Annotated in this window: 20 protein-coding genes; 6 read left to right on the top strand and 14 right to left on the bottom strand. The window is 58.2% G+C overall.

Translation table 11 applies throughout. From position 1 onward, the window contains the following. Window positions 1-87: 87 nt before the first annotated feature. Both PV433_RS10220 and PV433_RS10215 read right to left on the bottom strand, forming a co-directional pair. Window positions 88-1,041, bottom strand: a complete 954-nt coding sequence (locus tag PV433_RS10220; RefSeq protein ID WP_332072038.1) for a COX15/CtaA family protein — start codon at window positions 1,039-1,041, stop codon at window positions 88-90. A 346-nt stretch (window positions 1,042-1,387) separates the two neighbouring features. Next, window positions 1,388-1,732 (bottom strand): thioredoxin family protein, encoded by a 345-nt coding sequence (locus PV433_RS10215; protein WP_332072037.1) that lies wholly within the window; start codon window positions 1,730-1,732, stop codon window positions 1,388-1,390. A 350-nt stretch (window positions 1,733-2,082) separates the two neighbouring features. Here PV433_RS10215 and PV433_RS10210 point away from each other — a divergent pair, with 350 nt between their 5' ends. Both PV433_RS10210 and PV433_RS10205 read left to right on the top strand, forming a co-directional pair. Then, a complete protein-coding gene (locus PV433_RS10210) occupies window positions 2,083-2,922 on the top strand; it encodes an SPFH domain-containing protein (protein WP_190932480.1) in 840 nt (279 codons plus the stop codon). Window positions 2,923-2,931: 9 nt separating this feature from the next. Beyond that, window positions 2,932-3,129, top strand: coding sequence for a hypothetical protein (locus PV433_RS10205; protein WP_190932479.1), 198 nt, complete (start codon window positions 2,932-2,934; stop codon window positions 3,127-3,129). Between the two features lie 86 nt (window positions 3,130-3,215). On the opposite strand, the gene clpP is transcribed toward PV433_RS10205, so the two are convergent. The 3 genes from clpP to PV433_RS10190 form a co-directional block, all read right to left on the bottom strand. Then, complete coding sequence (gene clpP / locus PV433_RS10200) at window positions 3,216-3,794, bottom strand: ATP-dependent Clp endopeptidase proteolytic subunit ClpP (protein ID WP_190932478.1); 579 nt, start codon at window positions 3,792-3,794, stop codon at window positions 3,216-3,218. Between the two features lie 78 nt (window positions 3,795-3,872). Further along, window positions 3,873-4,223 carry a hypothetical protein gene (locus PV433_RS10195; RefSeq protein WP_332072036.1) on the bottom strand — a complete coding sequence of 117 codons (351 nt, stop codon included), beginning with the start codon at window positions 4,221-4,223 and terminating at the stop codon, window positions 3,873-3,875. Then, window positions 4,224-4,859, bottom strand: coding sequence for a winged helix-turn-helix domain-containing protein (locus PV433_RS10190; protein ID WP_332072035.1), 636 nt, complete (start codon window positions 4,857-4,859; stop codon window positions 4,224-4,226). A 214-nt stretch (window positions 4,860-5,073) separates the two neighbouring features. Between PV433_RS10190 and PV433_RS10185 the strand changes: the two genes are divergently transcribed. Then, the gene (locus PV433_RS10185) at window positions 5,074-6,360 is read left to right on the top strand and encodes a DUF2515 family protein (RefSeq protein ID WP_332072034.1); all 1,287 of its coding nucleotides are present in this window, start codon (window positions 5,074-5,076) and stop codon (window positions 6,358-6,360) included. Window positions 6,361-6,511: 151 nt separating this feature from the next. Here PV433_RS10185 and PV433_RS10180 read toward each other — a convergent pair whose 3' ends face one another. Beyond that, entirely contained in the window at window positions 6,512-8,233 is a 1,722-nt protein-coding gene (locus PV433_RS10180; protein WP_332072033.1) for a putative polysaccharide biosynthesis protein, read from the bottom strand. Between the two features lie 180 nt (window positions 8,234-8,413). On the opposite strand from PV433_RS10180, the gene PV433_RS10175 reads away from it, so the two are divergent. Beyond that, window positions 8,414-9,487: a M42 family metallopeptidase gene (locus tag PV433_RS10175; RefSeq protein WP_332072032.1), complete on the top strand. Its 1,074-nt coding sequence runs from the start codon at window positions 8,414-8,416 to the stop codon at window positions 9,485-9,487. 526 nt (window positions 9,488-10,013) lie between these two features. On the opposite strand, the gene PV433_RS10170 is transcribed toward PV433_RS10175, so the two are convergent. From PV433_RS10170 to PV433_RS10135, 8 genes are all read right to left on the bottom strand, one after another. Continuing rightward, on the bottom strand, window positions 10,014-11,462 hold the full coding sequence (locus PV433_RS10170; protein WP_332072031.1) for a Sapep family Mn(2+)-dependent dipeptidase: 1,449 nt from the start codon (window positions 11,460-11,462) through the stop codon (window positions 10,014-10,016). A gap of 34 nt (window positions 11,463-11,496) precedes the next feature. Further along, entirely contained in the window at window positions 11,497-12,288 is a 792-nt protein-coding gene (locus PV433_RS10165) for a phytanoyl-CoA dioxygenase family protein (RefSeq protein WP_332072030.1), read from the bottom strand. Window positions 12,289-12,628: 340 nt separating this feature from the next. Beyond that, window positions 12,629-13,429, bottom strand: a complete 801-nt coding sequence (locus PV433_RS10160; protein ID WP_332072029.1) for an SDR family NAD(P)-dependent oxidoreductase — start codon at window positions 13,427-13,429, stop codon at window positions 12,629-12,631. A gap of 39 nt (window positions 13,430-13,468) precedes the next feature. Beyond that, entirely contained in the window at window positions 13,469-14,398 is a 930-nt protein-coding gene (locus tag PV433_RS10155; RefSeq protein WP_332072028.1) for a dihydrodipicolinate synthase family protein, read from the bottom strand. A gap of 43 nt (window positions 14,399-14,441) precedes the next feature. After that, entirely contained in the window at window positions 14,442-15,176 is a 735-nt protein-coding gene (locus PV433_RS10150) for a succinylglutamate desuccinylase/aspartoacylase family protein (RefSeq protein WP_332072027.1), read from the bottom strand. Window positions 15,177-15,308: 132 nt separating this feature from the next. Next, window positions 15,309-16,046, bottom strand: coding sequence for an MBL fold metallo-hydrolase (locus tag PV433_RS10145; protein WP_332072026.1), 738 nt, complete (start codon window positions 16,044-16,046; stop codon window positions 15,309-15,311). Then, entirely contained in the window at window positions 16,043-17,056 is a 1,014-nt protein-coding gene (locus PV433_RS10140) for a Gfo/Idh/MocA family protein (protein WP_332072025.1), read from the bottom strand. Before PV433_RS10140 ends, PV433_RS10145 begins: the two co-directional genes overlap by 4 nt. Before the next feature lie 153 nt (window positions 17,057-17,209). Beyond that, window positions 17,210-18,418 carry a threonine synthase gene (locus PV433_RS10135; protein ID WP_332072024.1) on the bottom strand — a complete coding sequence of 403 codons (1,209 nt, stop codon included), beginning with the start codon at window positions 18,416-18,418 and terminating at the stop codon, window positions 17,210-17,212. A 349-nt stretch (window positions 18,419-18,767) separates the two neighbouring features. Between PV433_RS10135 and PV433_RS10130 the strand changes: the two genes are divergently transcribed. Together PV433_RS10130 and PV433_RS10125 are read left to right on the top strand one after the other, a co-directional pair. Then, window positions 18,768-19,427 carry a FadR/GntR family transcriptional regulator gene (locus PV433_RS10130; protein WP_332072023.1) on the top strand — a complete coding sequence of 220 codons (660 nt, stop codon included), beginning with the start codon at window positions 18,768-18,770 and terminating at the stop codon, window positions 19,425-19,427. A 291-nt stretch (window positions 19,428-19,718) separates the two neighbouring features. After that, window positions 19,719-20,657 carry an ArsR/SmtB family transcription factor gene (locus PV433_RS10125; protein WP_332072022.1) on the top strand — a complete coding sequence of 313 codons (939 nt, stop codon included), beginning with the start codon at window positions 19,719-19,721 and terminating at the stop codon, window positions 20,655-20,657. The last annotated feature ends 125 nt before the right edge of the window (window positions 20,658-20,782 follow it).

Below are 20,782 nucleotides of genomic sequence, written 5' to 3'. Positions count from 1 at the left end.
GCAGCAGTCGCCCGCCGGGATCGCCGGCGGCCAGCGTTTTAGTGTTGACCCTCTACCGTTCGCTTATACGTCCGGCTTCTGCGAAGCTTACCCATTCTTGTAAGATCTCCATGCCAGCACGCTCATATAGCATAACACGCCGAACAAGCCCGATACGAGCACAACGTGAATTAACGCCGTCAGCAAATACCAGTCGCTTGCGAGCGTCCAGACGACCGATGCGCCGCTGAAAATTTGCAGCACGGTCAGCAGCAGCGCCCAGCGCGCAGAAGAGCGCAGCAGCTTCGAAGCGTTGCCCTGGCTGCCCGACTTATACGTGATATATGCGATGAGGATCAGCAGCAGCACAGCCGCTATCCGGTGGGCAAAGGCGATGCCGGTCGCCCCTTCGAGCGAGGGCACGACTTGACCGTTGCATAGCGGCCAGCCGAGACAGCCGCCGACCGATTCCGTATGCCGGACGAAAGCTCCGATGTACACGACCACGTAGCTGTAAATTGTCGTAGCCCAGATCAGCTTGATCATGTTGCGCGTCATAACCGGGGCATGCACGTCTTCGCTCCCGGCCTGTCCCTTGCGTGACGCTCCCCTGCTCCCTGACGGAACGTAAGCGCCGGTCCGGATGCCAATCACCAGAAGCAGCGAAGCGGAAAAGGCGACGAGCGAAAATCCGAAGTGTAGCGCCATCACCGCATCCGACTGCGGAAATACGACTGCCAGCGCTCCGAGAATCGCTTGCAGGATCGTAAAAAACAAAGTGCTGTAAGCGAACAGCTGCGCTTCCCGGCTGTGCCGGAGCTTCATGAAGGTCGCTATCGCCGCGCCCAGCACGAGCAACCCTACCGCCGCACTGACGAACCGGTGGCTGTACTCGATCATCGACTCGATCGTATAAGCCGGAACGAACTTGCCGTTGCATAAGGGCCAGTCGGTCCCGCAGCCTTCTCCCGACTCCGTCTTCGTAACGAGAGCTCCCATAAACAGAACGAGCCCCATCCCAATGGCGGAACCCATCGACAGCCATCTCAAATGTTTACCCATGGATGCACACCTACTTTATGTTCAATCGCGTTCCGAGAAAGTCGAAAATTGCGTCAAGTCCAATTATAGCGATTCTAACTCAGCAAATCCATTTCGGAAATGTGAACATCCTCCCTGCTCGGCCGATTTTCGCCGTTTAGCCATATCTGCATCGAGCATCCGGGCGGCCGGTGTCCCGATACGTCCGGAAAAACAGCAAAAGCCTTCCCCTCTGGGAAAGGCTTTTCGTATGTATTCCGTATGTTCTTCGGCCGGCAGGGCAGAGCTGATCGAAATCGCGGAAGCGGAAGCGAGAAAACATCCCGGCTTCGCTCCCGGGCCTCAATCGAACAGCCTCACGCCCCGGTTACTTCGCGGCGGCTTGAGCCGCTTCTACGACTTGGTCGAGAAATTGCTCGATTTCCTCGCGCGTTTTGCGGAGCTTGCTTACGAAGCGGCCGAGCTCTTCGCTTCGGCTAAAGCCGATAAAACTCGGAATGCCGAGAATATTGTATGTCTCGCACAGATCCGGAAGCTCGTCGCGGTCAATCTGAATAAACGTCAGCTTGTCTGCGTACGCCTTCTCTACATCGGGCATAAACGGATCGATATAGTGGCAATCCTTGCACCAGGTCGTCTTAAATACCGCAACGGTCGGTTTCTCTTGAGCGATCGCATCGTAAAACGCCTGCTCCGTTCTGATCGGTTCCATGTCGTGCACCTCCGGTCCGACCGGTGATGGGGTCGGTTTTACAGCTTGTTATAGCACGATGAGTCGGCAATGTCAATGTGTCTGCACCTGACCACCGGCACCGGGCTGTATACGGGTCCGCCGGAAGGCGCCGTATAGCGCCCGTTATCCGGCTGCTCCTTCCTTCTGGCTGAACATGCATGAATTCATTATTTTACAATACATACTAAAACAGAGCGGCGGAACCGTTCGGGAAGGGCGATTACTTCCAACCTGGACAGGCTGGAGGAAGAAAATAACGTTTTACATTTTATTGAAAAAGTGATATCATAAATATATCAAAAGAACATCACTTCCAAGGAGAGATGCACATGACAGAGAGAAAAACATGGCACGTTAGCGGATACTTCGGACTTTTGTTCATCGCGTTGCTGGTCGCACTAACCATCTACTCTTTCGTGCAGGAGCGATTCGTGCTCGGAGTGCTGCTGGCCGTAGCCGCCTTCCTGTTGTTGACCTCCATCACGGTCATTCAGCCTAATCAGTCGAATGTAGTTACATTCTTCGGCAAATATTTGGGGACGGTGCGCAAGGACGGCATATGGATCGTCGTTCCGTTCAGCAGCCGGAAAAAGTTGTCGCTGCGGGTGCGCAACTTCAACAGCGCCAAGCTGAAAGTGAACGATATCGACGGCAATCCGATCGAGATCGCCGCCGTCGTCGTCTTCCGGGTAATCGATACGGCCAAAGCGATGTTCGATGTCGATAATTACGAGCAGTTCGTGGAGATTCAGAGCGAGACCGCTCTGCGCCATGTAGCCAGCAAATATCCTTATGACAATCTGGACGGAGGCGGATATTCGCTGCGCGGCAATACGGAGGAAGTGGCGGCCGAGCTCGCCAAGGAGCTGCAGAGCCGATTGTCGGTAGCGGGAGTCGAAGTAATCGAGGCTCGCCTGACCCATCTGGCGTATTCGACCGAGATTGCCAGCGCTATGCTGCAGCGCCAGCAGGCGGCGGCGATCATCTCGGCCCGCGAGAAAATCGTGGAAGGCGCGGTCGGAATGGTGCAGATGGCGATCGCCCAATTGGAGCGCAACGGGTTGGCGCTCGACGAAGAACGGAAAGCGGCTATGGTCAACAATCTGATGGTGGCGATCGTATCCGACCGCGGCGCCCAGCCGGTTGTCAACTCCGGCTCGCTCTACTGACGGTGCGTCATGTCTGCCAAAAAAAGCTTTCCCCTCCGCATCGACCCGAAGCTGTACGAAATATTGGAGCGGTGGGCCGCTGACGAATTCCGCAGCGTAAACTCGCATCTTGAGTATTTGCTGCGCGATGCCGCCAGCAAAGCCGGACGACTGCCGGGAGGCCGTTATCCGCCGCCGGAATCGCCGCCTTCTTCAGACACAAACTAACAAGCGCAGCCTTCGGGCTGCGCTTGTTAGTTTGTACATGCCGAATCCGAATCGGAGTCTGGTCGTGTCCAGCCTCATCACGGGCATTACCTGACGATTTTATCGATCAGCCCGTAAGCAAGCGCTTCCTCCGCGGTAAAAAACTTGTCGCGGTCCGTATCCCGTTCGATCGTCTCGATCGACTGCCCGGTTCTCTCCGCCAGGATGCCGTTCGTGAGCGCGCGCGTGCGCAGCATCCAGTCCGTACGGATTTTAATATCCGTCGTCTGGCCTTGCGTGCCTCCCCACGGCTGATGGATCATCACCTCGGCGTTCGGCAGCGCCGCCCTTTTCCCTTTGGCCCCGCCGACCAAAATAATCGAGCCCGCCGAAGCGGCCATCCCGACGCAAATCGTAGCGACATCCGGCTTGATGTACTGCATCGTATCGTAAATCGCCATACAAGCCGTCGTCGACCCGCCCGGCGAATTGATGTACAGGCTGATATCCTTCTCCGGATCGTCCGCCGCCAGGAACAACAGCTGCGCCACAATCGCATTGGCCATCTGATCGTTAAACTCCGTGCCTATAAATACGATGCGATCCTTGAGCAAGCGCGAATAAATATCGTAGGATCGTTCCCCCCGGCTGCTCTGTTCGATGACCATCGGCAAATATAAAGACATGTGAACACCTCCGTTATTGTCCTTGAATTTCGTTTCGCTGCAAACCCCAGCCTGGCATTTCAACTGCCGACTGCCGCCTTATGCCGCCATACGTACCGTACCGCCGTCCGGCTTGACCGTTCTCGTCCAAAATCCGGCGCCTACGTACGTTACGGTCCCCGCTGGCTTCGCTTCCCCCGCTTGCCCCGGCAAAGCCGTCGTCACGACCGTCGGCTCGAGCACCGGCTCTGCTTTGGCCCCTCTCGGGGGCGGGTTAACGGCAGACACCGGAGCACGCCCTGAAGATCCGGATCTAATGAACAAACGTATTTCCGCAACAGACGTCCGCTCCCCGCGTACACCGCGCTCCGCCTTGCGGGGCGATCTCTTCCGGCTGCCACGCGCTGTGCTGATCGCGGCATTCCGTTCACCAGCTTGCTTCCGGTCCATTTAATCCTCTCCCTCGCCAATAGTCGGGTATACAGCCACAAGCACCTGATACGTTTCTTCTGGAGCGGGAGCATCCGCAGCTGCAGATGAGCTTCCTTCGGGCAGCCCAGCACCATACTTCTCCGTCAGCCGCCGAACCGCTTCCAGATATTCCTGAACGAACGATTGCCTCGCTTCCTCGCCGGCCAGACGGACCGTCGCCGACAGCGAAGCGCTGTGCACCGTCTCTCCCGCTTCCGTCTTCTCCATCAGCTTGACGGCGTCCCGCTTCAGCTTGTCGGACGTCCCGATCAGATGGGATAACGAAGCGTCTTCTTTCATCCGTCTGGCCGCTGAGGGTTCAAGTCCAAGCGCATCCGACAGTACGAACGTTTTGGCGATCGCCTGATACAGCACCTCGACCAGGTTGCGGACTTGCCGGGTTCCCGTCTTGCGTACAAGCCCGACCTTCTCGAGTGCTTTCAGATGGTAATTGATCCGCTGCGGCGTCTCTCCCATCGCCCGGCCGACCTCGGCTGCGGAGACAGGGGTTCGCATATGGCTGACGATCTGTCCCCGGAGCGGGTTCAGCAGAACGACCGCCTGCTCGGGGTTTACCACCGTGTATGTTTCTGCAAGCTCGATAGCATCCAACATTACTCACCACACAATACAAATTGTTTACGTAAAAATATATTATTACGTTACGATTCATTTGTCAAGAACACTCCGCCCTTCAACTGCAGACTGGAAAAACCGGATGGAACCGCCTCCAGCGATGCATGACGGAATCTGCCCGCTCCGTCCGAATGGGAGATCATTCCGGTCCATATACTGAACGTATACGAACCCACTTGGAGGAGGATCGCGAATGAACCGTACCGGCACTCCGTCCCGGCTGGAGGAGTTTCTCCGCCGCATCAAGTCCATTCCCGGGGGACTGGCCGCTTACTGGAGCGGCAAGCTGTCAGGCTGGCTTCAATCGGAGAAGCTGGCCGAAGAAGCGTCCGCGCTGCCCATCGCCCGGGACGAGATCCGCAGATTGCGCAAGTCTGCGCTGCACGGGCAGACCGCCTTCTCCGCTCCGCAGGCGCAAACGCCCAATGAACAGTCGCTGGTCGCCTCCATCCGCGAAGAGACGAAGCGCTTCAACCGCAACAACTTAACGAGAACGGCGGCGTACTGGAACGTTTTCTCACGGACTCCCGAGCTGCACTGGGCTTTTTTGGCCCATATGGTTTCCCGCAACGGAGGGTGGACGATGACCGATCTGAAGGGCGGGCTGCTCCCACGGCTGCTGTCGGGCAAAAGGGCGGAAGCGATATTTGCGCTGCTGGAGCGGGCCAACGGGTTAATTTTTCAGGATGCGTATCCTCAGCTTCGGCTGTATGAAGCTTCCATCCAGCGCAAACAGCCTTTATTCCATTTGCTTCGCGAATTCGATGTGTCGGCTTTTATGAGGCCGGTATGGGAGCAGTTCTGGGCCGAACGCAATTCCGCTCTGCTTACCGTCGCCCTGATCGTTAATGAACAACACTATATCGAAGGCCGCGTCGTGCAGGACGGCTATTTTCGCCGAACCGTTCTGGATACGCCCGCCTTTCAAGCCCAATCGCTGCTGCAAATGAACATGATCGTATTCCCCTACTTGGCCGAAGGGAACCCCGCCGCCCTCCCCGGTCCGGATACCGCCTACCGGCTCGCGGGACTTGTGATCGAGGACTTTACGGACCTTCACGAACGGATCGCTTTCGGCAAAAAGCTATACGCGATTCTTTTCGCCGTTCCCGGCATAACCCGCGGGGCCCGCGACTTCGCCGCCGGCAAACCGCACAGCGGCTCCCGGGCGGACTACTGGCCGCATCTGTTCGCTCCGGTCCGCAGACACGCGCCGGCCGCCGCCTACACGGCCAAGCTTGAAGGAGGCCTATTGAAGCCGGGAGCCGAACCGTTTTACAGTCCGAAGCTGGAATACGTGTGGCCAGACGTTTCTTTTCAGCCGGTAGATCGTTACGACTGGCATGCTTCCTGCAAAGACGCCTTCGCCTGGTTTGAATCGCCGCGTCCCCCGGCATCCTTCGAGATCACGAACGAATACCTCTTTTCCCTGAACAAGCTGGAGCTGGCCGTCCTGGCCGGGGAGCTGCTGTTTGAATAAGCGAGGGGAACGGAACAAGACAAAAAAAGAGACCCGCAAGCAACGGGCCGCGGGTCTAACAGATCTATATATCAAAAAGGGGGTCGACTTTTATTATAGGCGCTTATCATTAAGGGAAGATGAATTTCATATTTCATTTTTATTACAAATGTCATCCGTTGGACGGTTTGCGGTTTTTCACGAATTTGCGCAGTACTTTTTGCAGCGGTCCGGGGAAACGGGCGGCATCCTCAGCGGTTACCACTTTGGTTAACGCCAGGAGCGCCGCGTAAGCCGCCAGAACGACGACGCCTACGATCGCTCCGCCTATCATTGCGCTCATCCGGTATCCGAAAGGCTGGACATACGCATGGACCAGCTGCTCTAGCCCAAAGCCCGCCGCCACTACGATCAGGGTCGTCAGCAGCAGACCGTACCATTTCCGTCCGAGAATCGTATAATCGACATGTCTGCGCAATACGACGAGGTTCAACTGGGTCATCACGATGAAGCATAATGCCGTAGCCGTGATAATGCCGTATATGCCGAATACCGGAGCGAGCAGGTAGCTGCACGCCAGCTTGACGACGATGCCGATCCCGACATGGACGATAAGCGGCCGCATCTGCCCGATGCCCATCAGCACGGCGCCGGACGTCTGCATGACGATCTGGAAGATCGCGCTCGCGGTCAGCAGTATAATAATCCCGGTTCCTTCATCGTTGCCGAACATGAAGATGTTGATCGGACGCGCCGCCGCACAGATCGCCAGCACGAGCGGAAGCCCGGTCAGCACGGAAATGTACAACGCTTTGGACGCCTGGGCGTTCACGGTCGTTTGCTCTTTTTTGGCGAAAGCCGCCGAGATGACCGGGACGGTCGACTGGCTGAGCGCGATCGCCAGAATGATCGGGATGCCGGCAAGCGACTGGGCCCGTCCGCCGAGCACGCCGAGCGCGTCCTTCGCCGCTTCGTAGGCCAGATCCGGCTGCAGCAGCCCGATCGTGATCGTCGAATCGATTGCGTTAATGAGCGGAACGGCCAGCGAGAACAGCACGATCGGCACCGACAGCTTGAATATTCGCGCATAAATGTCGCCGTAGCCGAGCGGAGCGGCCGACGGGTTGCGGTTGCCCACTTCCCCGCTCTTGCGGTCTTCGCGTCTCAGCTTCATCGCATAATACAGCATGACCAGCACGGCTCCGACGCTTCCGGCTACCCCCCCGAACGAAGCGCCGGCAACGGCCCATACGTGGCCCCAGCCGATCTGGAGCAGCAGGAAGGCAAGACCGATCGCGGCAGCGAGCCGGACAATCTGCTCGACGATTTGCGATAAGCCGTTCGGCGCCATCCGCTGCCGGCCCTGGAAGTAACCGCGCATAATCGCGATCAGCGGAAACAGCAGCAGCGCCGGCGCCAGCGCGCGGATCGCCAGCGAGGCGTCGGGGTCTTTGGCCATATGCTGCGCATAATAAGGAGCGGCGGCGAACAGCAGCACGGTCATCACGGCGCCCGCGACGAGCGCGAATAAGATAGCGGCGCGGTATATGCGTCCGGCCTCTTCGTATTGCCCCAGCGCGGTCCGCTCGGATACCAGCTTGCTGAGCGCGCTCGGGATGCCGGCCGTTGCAACGACAAGCAGCATCATGTAAATGTTGAAGGCGATCGAATACGTCGCCATCCCGGCATCGTCCAGCAAATAAACGAGCGGAATGCGCTGCACGGCTCCAAGCACCCGGGCGACCAATGCCGCGACCGCCAAAATAATCGTACCTTTAATAAGCGAATCTTTGGACAAAGAACTCTTACCTTCTTCCGTATCATAATGAAAAAAGACAACGGAATCATTATACACCGATTCGGCTGCAATCTCACCCGTCGCTGCGGAAAACATCGCTTCGCTCCGGTGTTTGGCTGGTGTTGACACCGGCATCGGCAACGTTTATGGTTGGGGGTAGACAGGATGCGCAGACGAGATGATGGGCGGCGGATACGATGCCGGTCGTACGAATCGGCAACAGCCAATAGCCGGCCGCCTTAGCATGACCATACGAAAAGAAGCAGGTGGGATTCAATGGAACGGGATACATTGGAACTGTTTAAGACGTTAACCGAGCTGCCGGGAGCTCCCGGCTTCGAAGACGAGGTGCGCCGGTTTCTTCGTTCTCAGCTGGAACCGATCACGAACGAAATTGTGACCGACGGCCTCGGCAGTTTGTTCGGCGTTATGCGTGGCGATCCGGACGGGCCGGTCGTTATGGTAAGCGGCCATATGGACGAGGTCGGCTTTATTGTAACCGCTATCCAAGATAACGGCATGATCCGCTTTCAGCCGCTCGGAGGCTGGTGGAATCAGGTCGTCCTGGCGCAGCGCGTACACATTGGCACGAAAAACGGACCGGTTACCGGCGTAGTCGGGTCGATCCCCCGCCACTTTCTCAGCGAAGCCGACCGGAGCCGGCCGGTCGACTTCCCGGCGATGTTTATCGACGTCGGCGCGGATAACCGGGAACAAGTGCTCGCGATGGGCATTCGGCAGGGACTGCCGATCGTCCCGATCTGCCCGTTCACCCCGCTCGGCGACGGGAAGAAGCTGCTCGCCAAAGCGTGGGACAACCGTTTCGGCGTAGGACTGGCCATCGAGCTGGCCCGGGAGCTGCAAGGCAAGCGGCATCCGAACGTGCTGTATACGGGCGCTACCGTGCAGGAAGAAGTGGGCATGCGGGGAGCTCAAACCGCGGTGAATCTTATCAAGCCGGATATCAGTTACGTGCTGGAGGCCGGACCGGCGAGCGACGTCAGCGGGGATAAGCTGGCGTTTGGACAGCTTGGACGCGGGGCGGCGGTACGCATTCTGGACAGCGCGATCGTCACGAACCGGACGCTCGTCGAGTTTATTATCGATACGGCCGAGACGAATCGGATTCCTTACCAGTACTACATCTCGCCCGGAGCGACCGATGCGGGCAAAATCCATCTGAGCGGCACCGGGGTCCCCGCCGCCGTAGTCGGCGTCGCCGCGCGTTATATCCATACGGCGGCCACGATGATTCATACGGACGATTACGACGCGGCCAAGGAGCTGATCGTCAAGCTGGTGCAGGCGACGGACCGCACTACGGTCGATACGATTACCGCTTTTGCCTAGCAACGGCCTCGCCTGTCCAGGAGTACAAGGCGGCGGGACTGGCGGGGCTGGTGGTTTAAACATCTAAAATATCTAGTACCTCTAGCACATCGAGCTCGCTCAGGCGCGTACAGCATGTCTAGCACAACCGGTACGCTGAGGCGCGTCCAACATCTCTACCGCGTCGGGAACGGCCTGCTAACACTTCTACACATTGAATCGACAGCCTCATTTGCACCTCCTATTCGGGTCGTTTTGGCGGAAATCCTTCATTAGGGCCAGTTTAAGATCTGCAAACCGCTCTTATTTCCGCAACAACTCCGATTTCCAACGAAATAAAGGGTGCGAATCGCTCTTAATCTCCTTCTGTCGGCCGTAGATGACCCGACGGCGCGAATATCGGCTGCTGCCAACGGCTTGCTATACCGCTGGAGTTGGCTTCTTTAAAAAGCATCGCCAAAAGACCGCAGGCGTTCCGGAACCTACTATCCGGGCGGCCTTGCGGTCTTATCGTTTTACAGCTAGCTCTACATGCCCTTACCTTCATTTACTCCTGAGCGATCTCGTACAGCCCCTGGTAACAAATATCGGCGTGACGCATCAGGTCCTCGATGACGATGAACTCGTCAGCCGCATGGATGTTGTTATTGACTCCGCCGCGCAGCCCGGCGCCGAACGCCACTCCGTTATTGCGCAGCTTGCGGGCGTATGTGCCGGCACCCATACGCAGCAGCTCGGCCTTTTCGCCGGTTACCCGTTCGTAGGCGCGGCTCAAGCGGCGGATCACCTCATGATCCGGGTTCACATAGACCGGATGCAGATGGCGGATGACGTCGGTCTCCAGTCCGTAAGAACCGGCCAGCTCCGTAACCGTCTCGATTACACGCTCGCCGCTGTGGGTTACCGGGTAACGGATGCTCACTACCGTCTCGACCCGGTCCTCCTCGGTCGTTACCTGCTTCACATATACGACGAGCTTGCCCGATACGTCGTCCTCGCAGGAGATGCCCAGCGACGCACCGTTGGATTCCAGCCCGATCCGTTCCTGCAAAAAGCGCAGCAATCCGTCCATGTTCGTCCTGCATTTCACCGCGCGCAAAGCCGCCATCAGGTTCACGACGGCATTCGCCGTCCCGGTCTCCGCGTTCTGGACCGGCTGACTTCCGGACTGAATCCGAAGCCGGTCGCCCCCTTCTCCATCCCATTCTGCCGTTATGTTAGGCAAAACGGATACAGCCTCCCGAATCCGGCCAAGTTCCTTCCGGCCTTCCCCGTCCTCGGCGCCAAGCACAATACCGCTTTCCTTCGGAATGAGCGCGATGGGAATTCCGCCGCTGAAGGAGAGCACGGCTACCCGGCTTCCCGCAGCCAGATCGACCTCGGTACGCATCCACCGGAAAGCGACGAGCATATTGCCCAGCTCCACGTTGTAGATTGGATACCCGGCGTCCGGGGCGAAGGCAAGGCTTGGCAGCGGCTCCTTGGCAAAATAATAATCCAAGTCCTTCATCCCGCTCTCCTCGTTCGTTCCGAAAATAACCCGAACCCGTTTGCGAGGCAGAAATCCGGAATCCTTCAGCGCTTTCAGCGCGTACAGGGCGACCACGGCAGGCCCTTTGTCGTCCGCAGCCCCGCGTCCGTATATGCGGCCGTCCGCGATCGTGCCTCCGAACGGATCGTAGTTCCAGCCGTCTCCCTCGTGGACCGTATCCAGGTGAACCAGGACGGCCGCAATCTCTTCCCCCGCGCCGTATTCCGCATGGCCGGCGTAGCCGTCGGTATGGCTGACCGCAAATCCCATCGATTCGGCCAGCTTCAGCATATAGTCGAGCGCGCGCCAGTTCCCTTCGCCGAACGGCTTGCCCGGCAGCTCCGGCTCCTTGACGCTGCGGATTCGGATCAGCTCGCACGTATGCCGCACAATATCATCCTTATACCGGCTCATGGGGCCGGCATAAACGGGGACGGGCACACTCCCGTTCGTATCATTCATCATCGGTATCCTCCGTGAAAGTAGTCGGTTGCCGCTCCTATTTGGCCAGCACCGGGAACAAACGTCCGCGAATCGGCTGATCCGCCGTCAACGCCTCGCCGTTCGTGACCGGATGGCCTTTGCCGCTGTAGGTCGTGCCGTCCGGCATATAAATAATCGCCAAAACGCGGCGGGGTGCGTCGGTCTGGTTCGAATGCGCGTAATGAAACGTCAGGCCGTCATGGAACGTACAGCTTCCGGCCTTCATCCGGACGATGACCGGCTGTTTCGCGGCAATCTCGTGATCTTCCACGTATTCGTTGATATCCTGCGGATTGATAAAATCGATTCCTTTCAGCTTGCCGGCTTTTTGCGAGCCGGGGACGAACATCATGCAGCCGTTGCGCTCATCCACATCGTCCAAAGTAATCCAGATCGACAGCGAGCCTTTCTCGTTCATCGGCCAATACGGCATATCCTGATGCCACGGCGTCGGTTTGGAATCGCCCGGCATTTTGTACAGCGCATGATCGTGGAACAGCCGGATCGCGGACGCCCCTGTCAGTTGCTTGGCCAGCCCGGCGAAGCGAGGATGGAGCACGTATTTGGCCATCCCGCCGTGATCGCGCCATGTGTTCACCTTCTGGTTCAAGACGCGGTAATACGCTCCGCCCTCTTTGTCCGTAGAAAACGAATTGTCTTGATCGGCCTGCATCGCTTCCCCCAAATACTCGCGCAATTCCTCAAGCTCCTCTGCGTTCAGCACGCCGTCCACCTGGACAAAGCCGTTCTCCCTGTAGAAACGGATCTGTTCGTCCGTCAGTATCGTCTGTTCCATCGCTGTACTCATATGGCTTCTCCCTTTCGAAAGGAATGGATTCTGTTTGGTTACGACTTTATTGTAAGGGGAGAGCCGGCATACGGACTTGGTCGATTTCACGCAAAATAGGGTGTATCCGATTCGCATCGGTCACCCTGGGTATAGGCAGTTGCGCACGAAAAAGCATACCCCCGTGCACGTTTTCGTTCCTTACCGTTGGACTATATGAGTTGAACTAATGAATTGACGTCCATTCCATAGCGAACAACCCGGACCTCTCCCATTCGAAACGTCACGATCGGATCTGGCCCTTCGACTATTGCCGGGGAGAAGATTCAGCTCCATTTGCATAGAGACTCTGGCTGTCTCCCTACCAGCTGCTCCAGCCTCCGTCTACAATCAAATTGTGGCCGGTCACATAGCGGGACGCATCGGAAGCGAGATAAACGATAGCCCCTTTAATGTCCGTCTCGTTCGCCATCCTTCCGAGCGGCGTGCGTTCTACATAATTTCGCACGAATTCCTCCGCCCGAATCTCGCGATCCGTGCCGACCGGATTGTAGCCGCCCGGACTGATGCAGTTGACGCGGATGCCGTATTTTCCGTAGTAGTTGGCCAGCCACTTCGTCATCCCGACCATCCCCCACTTCGCATACGTATACTCGATTCCGCTCGTCATGCCGGTTTCTCCGTATACCGGAAAATGGGGTCCCAGAACGCCCTGGATGGACGCAATGTTAATGATCGTTCCGCCGCCCTGCTCCCGCATCCGGGCAACGGCCGCTTTGGTCAGCAGCATCAGCCCGAGCCCGTTCACGCGCTGCGCCTCCGTCCAGCCTTCGGAGGTCGTCTGCTCGATATCGGCGAGCCCGGTCCGGGACACCGAATTGTTGATCAGAACGTCGATCCGCCCGTGCCGGTCCGCCGCCTCCGCCGTGAAGGAGCCGATGCTGGACTCGTCGGCCATATCAAGCCGCATTCCCTCGGCGCGATATCCCCGCCCGCGAAGCTTGGCCGCTTCCTCCTCGCACCGCTCCCTGCTTCGGGAAGCGATCAGCACCGTCGCACCCGCCTCGCAGAGCGCTTCCGAGATAGAAGCGCCGTACAGGCCGGCTCCCCCGGTTACGACGGCTACTTTGCCGCTTAATCCGAACATGCTCATTACGTCCATTTCCCATCGCCCCTTTCATGTCTGATTCCGCCGTTTCGATTATCCCTGGAGCTGGAGCTTCCCGCATTCGCCCACAGCTTGCATAATCCGGTTGTACAGCTCGTCGATCTGCTGTTCGTGCTCGCCGCCCACCTGTTCGAGCGGAGCTCTCACCCCGCCGCAATCGATGCCGCGCCGCTTGATAAGCTCCTTAAGCGCTCCGTAAATCGGCAGCTCCAGCATCCGGGTAATGATCTCGTTGATCCGGACCTGCAGCGACAAGGCTTCCTCCAGCTTCCCGGCCCGGATCTGACGCTCCAGCGCGACGAACAGCTCGGGCATCACCCCGTAGGTGCCGCCGATTCCGGCGTTTGCGCCCATCATTCTGCCGGCGAGATATTGTTCGTCCGGACCGTTGAATACGACGAACCGATCGCCGCCGACCGCTTTAAATTGCTGAAGCTCGTAGGTGGAGGACGTCGTAATTTTCACGCCGATTACTTTCGGGTTTTGCTTCATTTCTTGCAGTACAGAAGCGCTTAAGTGGAATCCGGTCGTCGACGGAATATGGTAAATGATAAACGGCAGTTCCGTGCTGTCGATCATCGCGTTCCAATGCTGCTTGACGGCCTTGTCGCTCACCCGGTAATAAAACGGGGCAACCGACGACAAAGCGTCCGCTCCGGCCCGCTCGGCATGACGCGCCAGCTCTACGCTGTCCCTCGTATTCGCCGCTCCGATATGGGCGATGACGACCGCCTGGCCGCGCGCCTCCTCCATCACCGCTTCGAGCATCCGTTTGCGCTCCTCCACGCTTTGGATCAGCCCTTCTCCCGTACTGCCGCCTACGTATAGACCGCTTACCCCTTTGTCGAGCAGAAAGCGGGTCAGCTTTTTCGCCGCCGATGGGCTCACTTCGCCGAACTCGTCGTAGCAGGAATTCATCGCTACAAATACACCTTCATATTTCGTCAAATCATAGGTGGACATGGATTAACCTCCTAAAATGAACGGGCTGCCCGCCCTCCGTCGTTTACTCCGGCGACACCGGCGGTTCCGTCCCGGCAAGCATATATAGAGGATCGCCCGCCCGGACCGGCGGACTACCCGCCAGCATCACGACCATCCCGCCGCGAGATGCCCGGACCTCCTGCAGCTCCAGGCCGTCGAGCCGGCATACGGCCCCGATTTTGTCCCCGGCGCGAACGATTGTATTTAATGAAACGGCAGGTATAAAAAACCCGTCCGCTCCGGCCGTCTCGGAGCCGTCAAAATTGCCGTCCCCGTAAATCCGCGTGGGCGGGCGCCGTTCGGCCTGTTTCGCTCCGGTATGAGCCGGCACCTGAATTGGAACCGCCTGTTCCGCGTGCGCCCCGGCTTGATCTCCGGTTTTGTCCGTTTCGTCCGCCGCCTCTCCAAGCATCCCCAAATGCCGCATCAGCCGATATGCGCCCGAGTAAAACAGCTCCGCATCCTCGCGACGGATTCGCCGCAGATTGGCCGCAGGAATCATAATGACCGAACCGGCAAGGCGTCCCGGGCGTAAGCTGCGGTATAGCCGCAGCACCGTTTCCACGCCCTCGTATTCGTCTCCGTGAACGGCAGCCAGCACGAGCAGAACCGGCCCCGCCTCCGCTCCGTCCACTTGCAGCACCGGGAGCGCTAGCGGCTCGTCCAAGCCGATGTCCGCCATACATTCCAGGTAACGCTTCGTCCCTCGGCAAACCGCCTTCGCTTCATAGTGCTGAAGCTCCATCCGAATCGTCATCGGTCTTATCCCCTCTTCTGCGTTCATTCGTAATTTTGAGGCACAGCTGCCAGCGCAACGTAACTTCCTTTTGCGGCGCACCGCACCGGGGCTCCGCACCGAGGGACTACGGCCGACGCTTCACATGCCGCCTCATACGATGCTCAGCGGCGCCACCCCTTCCCGGAACCGCCTGTGCGCAGCCGCGACATCCTCACCTCCGCGCTCGGTGACGGCATAGCCGTGGCCCGGAAACAGCTGCTCGACCTCGAGCTTGCTCAGCCCTGTTATCGTCTGCCTGTACGCGTCCATCGAGAAATCCGGCGTCCGAATCACCGCCAGCTTGCCTCCGGCAAAGACGGCATCCGCCGAGAACAGCGCCTTCAGCTCCGGGCAATAATAACAAACCATATCGAAGCTGTGCCCGGACGCCGCTATGACCTGCAAAGACAGATCGCCTGCGGTTATCTTGTCGCCTGCCGCCACAGTCCGGTCGATCCGGCAAGGCTGGAGCCGGTACCACGGCGGATACGTCCCGCTTGCTCTCGCCTCCGCAAGCGACGTGCGGACCTCGTCGCCGAGCTCCACCATGGGGGCGGTCTTCTCCGCGGCGACGACCTCAACGCCAAGCCGTTCGCGGATCGCCCCCGCGCCGCCTGCATGATCCGCGTGACCGTGCGTCAGCAGCAGGCGCGTGACGCGCTCCGGAGCAATCCCGTCCTCCTCAAGCCTGCACAGCAGCAGCTCCGGCTCGATCCCCGAGCCGGCGTCGATCAGGGCGTATTCGCCGTTGCCGCAGTCGAGCGCATAAACGTTACAGTCGTAATGGCTGCTTAGTCCGTATCCGAGTCCTCCGCCTCCTACCACCCGCACACGTCCGGTCAGCTTCATAAGGGATTCGCTGCCGGAGTCAGCCGTACCGGACGGCCTTCCCGGGCGGACTGTCGGACAGCGTCCGCTACGCGAACCGCCTTCCAGGCGTCGGACGGGCGGAGAATGTCGGACGGGCGTCCCAGACGCACGCACTGCGCAAAATGCTCCAGTTCCCGGGCAAGCGGCCCTTCCACCCGGCCGTGCACCTCGCATCCGGTCAGCAGCGCCGGCTGTTCGGCCGACGAGCTGCCGATGTAATCGATCCCGCGTTCCGGATCGCGGATAATGAGACTGCCGAGCTCTCCCGTAATCTCGGTCCGCACGTCCGCAGGGGAAGCCGCCCCGTCCGGCAGCAGCCAATTGTTCTCCAATATGCCGATCCCGCCTCGCGCGAACTTCAGCATCGCCCAGATCAGATCTTCCGTAGGATGACCGGATGCCGAACGGATGGCCGTTACCTCGATAACGTCATCCTCGAACAGCCAGTGCATCAGATCGATATCGTGTATGCCGAGTATGAATACGGGAGAAATCCGGTTATAGATGGAGAAAAATGTTTTGCCGTTGTTCCGCTTGGCGTAAATCGAGCGGATCGGTCCCGTCTCGCCCCGCAGTATGCGGGATTTGGCCTCGGTATATCTGGCATCGAAGCGAAGTACGTGTCCCGTCATTAAAATCCGGCCATGCTGCCCGGCGGCCCGAATCATCGCCTCCGCCTCCTCCGGCGCGGAAGCGAGCGGCTTTTCTACAAAGACGTGCGCCCCGGACCGGATCGCATGCAAGACCGGCTCGGCGTGCAAGTGTTCGGGCGTCAGCACATCGACCGCATCCGGGGATTCCCGGTCGATCAGCTCTTTCCAGTCCGTATAGCAGCGGGCTTCGGGAAACATCGCCCGAAACGGGCCGAACGTCTCCGGATTGCGGTCGCATACCGCAACGACTTCAATGTGTTCCATTTGCGACCAGATCCGGGCATGCGCCAGGGCGAACCGGCCCAACCCGACGATCGCTAACCGTATGGCTCCCATTGTGATCCCATCCTTCTTTAATTCGCTCATGATCCCTAACAAAGTCAGAGCTGCCCCTTGTCTGGAACCCGATTGGAGCAATCGCCAAAATTCACGGCCAACTCACCATATAAGTTCAGGCATACGCTAGTTTTCTCCGACCCGTCCGGCAGATCATATGTCCAATCGCTCCACCTCGAGCATCGGTACATGCTTGTGCGCGACCATGTCGAGCAGCCGGTTGCCATCCTTGAACCCGACGCCGGTAATAACGCAGACGGCCCGTTCGTCCGGAAGTCCGCCCTGTTCGCGGCACCGGCGGATCAGTCCGGCCAGCGAAACCGCTGCCGCCGGTTCGCCGAAAATCCCCTCTTCCTCGGCCAGCAGCCGTTGAGCTTCCCAGATCTCCTCATCCTCCACCGCCAGAGCGGAGCCGTCTCCACGCGCCATAATATCTAGGGCGATCGCACCGTCGGGCGGATTCGGCACCTGCAGACCGGATATGAGCGACGTCGAAGGTCCTGGAGCCGGTGTACGCCCGCCGGCCTCGTACGCTCTGACGATATTCGAGCAGCCCGCCGATTGGACGGCGGTCATGTGAGGTTTGACCGGAATCGCTCCGAGGGCGTGCAGTTCCTCGAACCCTTTCCAGATTCCGACGTACAGACCGGCTCCTCCTGCAGGGGCGTATACGCGGGTCGGCGGCGCTTGGAGCTGCTCCGCCAGCTCGAAGGATATCGTCTTTACTCCTTCCATCGCGTACGTATTGTAGCGGAATGCCGTAATCATCACTTCCCAATCGTTTAGCCGCGCCGCTTCGAAAATACGGCCGAACACGTTGTCGCCGACTTCCGGGTCCGTTCCGAACCGTTTGACTTTGCGAACGTCCGCTCCATACGCGAGCACTTGCGCCAGCTTCGCTTCCGCCATATGCTCCAGCACGAACAAGTGGTACGGGATGCCCGCTCCCGCCGCATAAGCGGCAACGGCCGCCCCTGCATTACCCGACGTCGTGCCGATGCAGGCCGAACGCCCGCCCGCCAGCGCCCGCGATACGCCTATAGCCGCTATGCGGTCTTTGTACGATCCGGTAGGATTGCCTCCCTCCAGCTTGAAATAAAGCTCGCCCACCTTCAGCCGTTTCGCCAGTCTGCGGCTAGGTACGAGCGGAGTCGCTCCTTCGCCCAAGTAAAGCCGGCAAGCCTCCGGGACATCCGGCAGCAGCCGGTGGTATTTCCACAACCCGGACTGTCCGTCGTCTTTCCAAGGTCCTGTAACTCCCTCGTATTGCAGCATCAAAATCCCGCCGCAATCAGAGCACGCATACAGCCGCATATCCGTTGTCGTACGGCCGCATTCCCAGCAGCAAGCTGTCTTCATCATCGGCTCCTCCATCTTGCATAAATATATTATGGTTAGACCATATATAATTCTTTGCAACCTTTTAAGCGATAAGCCCGCTCGTACGCAAAATCGCGACCGACCAGCTTCCCCTATACAGCAACTTTAACCATCCGAAACTACAAATAGTCGATGGTTGGACCATCTTACATTCACTTACTACTATAGGGGCTTCGCTTTACCGGTGTCAACAGATTTTATCGCAAATGGATGACGGATGCCGCTGAAGCCGCATCATTGACAAGTTATTCGAAAACGACTACGATGTCTATAAAATCGTGGTCTGACCAGATTCCCTCACCTAATTATGGAAACGTAAGGAGCTAACCGGATGAAACCGATCGAAACAGCGGAGCGCTATACGCTCAGTAAACTAGTGGTCCACAAACTAAAACAATATATCGTCGAGCACAACATCGCCCCCGGAGACAAGCTGCCCGCCGAACGGGAGCTGTCGCAGACGATGAAAGTAAGCCGTGCCATCCTCAGGGAAGCGCTGCGTTCGCTGGAAAGCGCGGGAATTCTCGAAATTCGCCATGGCGAAGGCGCGTTCATCTCGGCCAACAGTCTTAGTCCGCTTCTGGAACAGCTGTCGTTCGCCGCACAGCTGAACCGGAAAGGCGGCCGGGAGCTGCTCGAAATCCGCTATCTGTTGGAGGCGTCCGCGGTAGATGCCGTGCTGGAGCAGGGCGGAAACTTTCCGTTTGCAGAGCTGGAGCGTCTAAACGAAGAGTGGGCCTCAAGCGCCGGCTCCGAATCCCGGCAAACCGAGGCGGAGGTGAATCTTCATCTTGCCGTCGTGCAACCTCTGCTCAACAGCTCCTTCACTTCGTTAGCCGAGCTGTTCATCCGGCAAGCGGCCTCCTCCACGGGGACAGACCGGTCGCCCGCTGCCGCCTCCTATGAGCAACATTCGCGGTATATCCGTCTCCTGCGGGAAGGCAAGGCACTTGAAGCGAAAGCGGTATTGCGCGAGCATCTCGCGCTCTGATAGACAACGTTCCTACGCACATCCCGGGCTCTAATGCGCATCGCTCCTAACGCGTATCCCGAGCATTGATAGACATCGCTCTTACGAACATCCCGGGCTCCGATGCACATCGTTCCTAGCGCGTATCCCGAGCTCGGATAGACGACGCTCCCACCCACATCCCGGGCACGCGGTAATTTGCCGGTTAAGGCGGACGTTTTTCTATTGACTCTGTATGTAGAGCGAGTTATATTTTTATTGAACATTAACAACTTTTATTGAACCAATCGCATCGAAAGGATCTTATCCCCCATGTCCCGTGTTCTAAAAGTATCGGTTGACGAATTTATCGAAATCGCCAAAGCGTTATCGAACGAATCCCGGCTGGACATCTTTAAGCAAATTCAGAAGGCCGACATGAACGTCAACGAAATCGCCGACATGTTCGGTCTCCCTTCCTCCACGGCAACCGTAAATATCAAGAAGCTGGAAGAGGCGAATCTGATCAAAACCGAGCTGATGCCCGGCGTTCGCGGCTTTCAGAAAGTTTGCTCGTCACAGTTCGATCAGCTCGTCGTAGAGCTGAAGCCGGGAGGCTCGCCCGCCGAGGAGGCGGCCCGATACGTCCACATGCCGATCGGCCTGTACTCCGAATGCGAGGTGCGACCGACGTGCGGACTCGTCAGCGACAAAAGCATTATCGGCTATCTGGACGATCCCCGCAGCTTTTATGAGCCGGACAAAGCCGGAGCTCAGCTGCTCTGGTTCCGGCAAGGATATGTTCAATACCAGATTCCGAATAAAGTGCCCTATGACGCCCGGCTGACCGGCCTCGAGATTTCCATGGAGCTGTGCTCGGAAGCTCCCTTGTACAATGCGAACTGGCCTTCCGACATCACCGTATCGATCAACGGCGTAGAACTCGGCACTTATTTAAGTCCGGGTGACTTCGGCGGCGAGCCCGGGGTTCTGAACCCGCCCTGGTGGGATTTGAGAAATACGCAGTACGGTTTACTAAAAAAGTGGAAGGTCGATGAGAACGGAAGCTATATCGACGGCCGGCGTTTATCCGACGTAACCGTAGACCGGCTCGGCATTCACGACAGCCCCGCCTTTGCGCTGCGGATCGGCGTCAAGCCGGATGCCGCCAACATCGGCGGATTGAACCTGTTCGGCAGCAAATTCGGCAACTACGAACAGGATCTGCTCGTCCGGTTCGATTACAAACCGCACAAATCCGGACACTCGTAAGGAAAAGGTTCGCAACAACATTTCCTCCGGCACACTCCGCCCGTCCGCTGTGCCCAACGGATCGATTGCAGACTGGAGCGTGCTCCCTTCTGCACCGTTTACCTCAATTTTAATTGTTTTACTAC

Origin of the sequence: Paenibacillus sp. GYB004, from assembly GCF_036577605.1 — a bacterium.
GTDB lineage: Bacteria > Bacillota > Bacilli > Paenibacillales > NBRC-103111 > Paenibacillus_AB > Paenibacillus_AB oceani.
This window is presented reverse-complemented; position numbering and strand designations above follow the sequence as displayed.

What these genes read in the sequence shown, in the direction of transcription:
- PV433_RS10170 (WP_332072031.1), bottom strand. Translation starts at nt 11,462, where the DNA reads ATGATGAATGATACGAACGGGAGTGTGCCCGTCCCCGTTTATGCCGGC.
- PV433_RS10180 (WP_332072033.1), bottom strand. Translation starts at nt 8,233, where the DNA reads ATGTTTTCCGCAGCGACGGGTGAGATTGCAGCCGAATCGGTGTATAAT.
- PV433_RS10135 (WP_332072024.1), bottom strand. Translation starts at nt 18,418, where the DNA reads ATGATGAAGACAGCTTGCTGCTGGGAATGCGGCCGTACGACAACGGAT.
- PV433_RS10130 (WP_332072023.1), top strand. Translation starts at nt 18,768, where the DNA reads ATGAAACCGATCGAAACAGCGGAGCGCTATACGCTCAGTAAACTAGTG.
- PV433_RS10125 (WP_332072022.1), top strand. Translation starts at nt 19,719, where the DNA reads ATGTCCCGTGTTCTAAAAGTATCGGTTGACGAATTTATCGAAATCGCC.
- PV433_RS10185 (WP_332072034.1), top strand. Translation starts at nt 5,074, where the DNA reads ATGAACCGTACCGGCACTCCGTCCCGGCTGGAGGAGTTTCTCCGCCGC.
- PV433_RS10140 (WP_332072025.1), bottom strand. Translation starts at nt 17,056, where the DNA reads ATGGGAGCCATACGGTTAGCGATCGTCGGGTTGGGCCGGTTCGCCCTG.
- PV433_RS10210 (WP_190932480.1), top strand. Translation starts at nt 2,083, where the DNA reads ATGACAGAGAGAAAAACATGGCACGTTAGCGGATACTTCGGACTTTTG.
- PV433_RS10190 (WP_332072035.1), bottom strand. Translation starts at nt 4,859, where the DNA reads ATGTTGGATGCTATCGAGCTTGCAGAAACATACACGGTGGTAAACCCC.
- PV433_RS10195 (WP_332072036.1), bottom strand. Translation starts at nt 4,223, where the DNA reads ATGGACCGGAAGCAAGCTGGTGAACGGAATGCCGCGATCAGCACAGCG.
- PV433_RS10145 (WP_332072026.1), bottom strand. Translation starts at nt 16,046, where the DNA reads ATGAAGCTGACCGGACGTGTGCGGGTGGTAGGAGGCGGAGGACTCGGA.
- PV433_RS10220 (WP_332072038.1), bottom strand. Translation starts at nt 1,041, where the DNA reads ATGGGTAAACATTTGAGATGGCTGTCGATGGGTTCCGCCATTGGGATG.
- PV433_RS10165 (WP_332072030.1), bottom strand. Translation starts at nt 12,288, where the DNA reads ATGAGTACAGCGATGGAACAGACGATACTGACGGACGAACAGATCCGT.
- PV433_RS10215 (WP_332072037.1), bottom strand. Translation starts at nt 1,732, where the DNA reads ATGGAACCGATCAGAACGGAGCAGGCGTTTTACGATGCGATCGCTCAA.
- PV433_RS10175 (WP_332072032.1), top strand. Translation starts at nt 8,414, where the DNA reads ATGGAACGGGATACATTGGAACTGTTTAAGACGTTAACCGAGCTGCCG.
- PV433_RS10160 (WP_332072029.1), bottom strand. Translation starts at nt 13,429, where the DNA reads ATGGACGTAATGAGCATGTTCGGATTAAGCGGCAAAGTAGCCGTCGTA.
- PV433_RS10150 (WP_332072027.1), bottom strand. Translation starts at nt 15,176, where the DNA reads ATGACGATTCGGATGGAGCTTCAGCACTATGAAGCGAAGGCGGTTTGC.
- clpP (WP_190932478.1), bottom strand. Translation starts at nt 3,794, where the DNA reads ATGTCTTTATATTTGCCGATGGTCATCGAACAGAGCAGCCGGGGGGAA.
- PV433_RS10155 (WP_332072028.1), bottom strand. Translation starts at nt 14,398, where the DNA reads ATGTCCACCTATGATTTGACGAAATATGAAGGTGTATTTGTAGCGATG.
- PV433_RS10205 (WP_190932479.1), top strand. Translation starts at nt 2,932, where the DNA reads ATGTCTGCCAAAAAAAGCTTTCCCCTCCGCATCGACCCGAAGCTGTAC.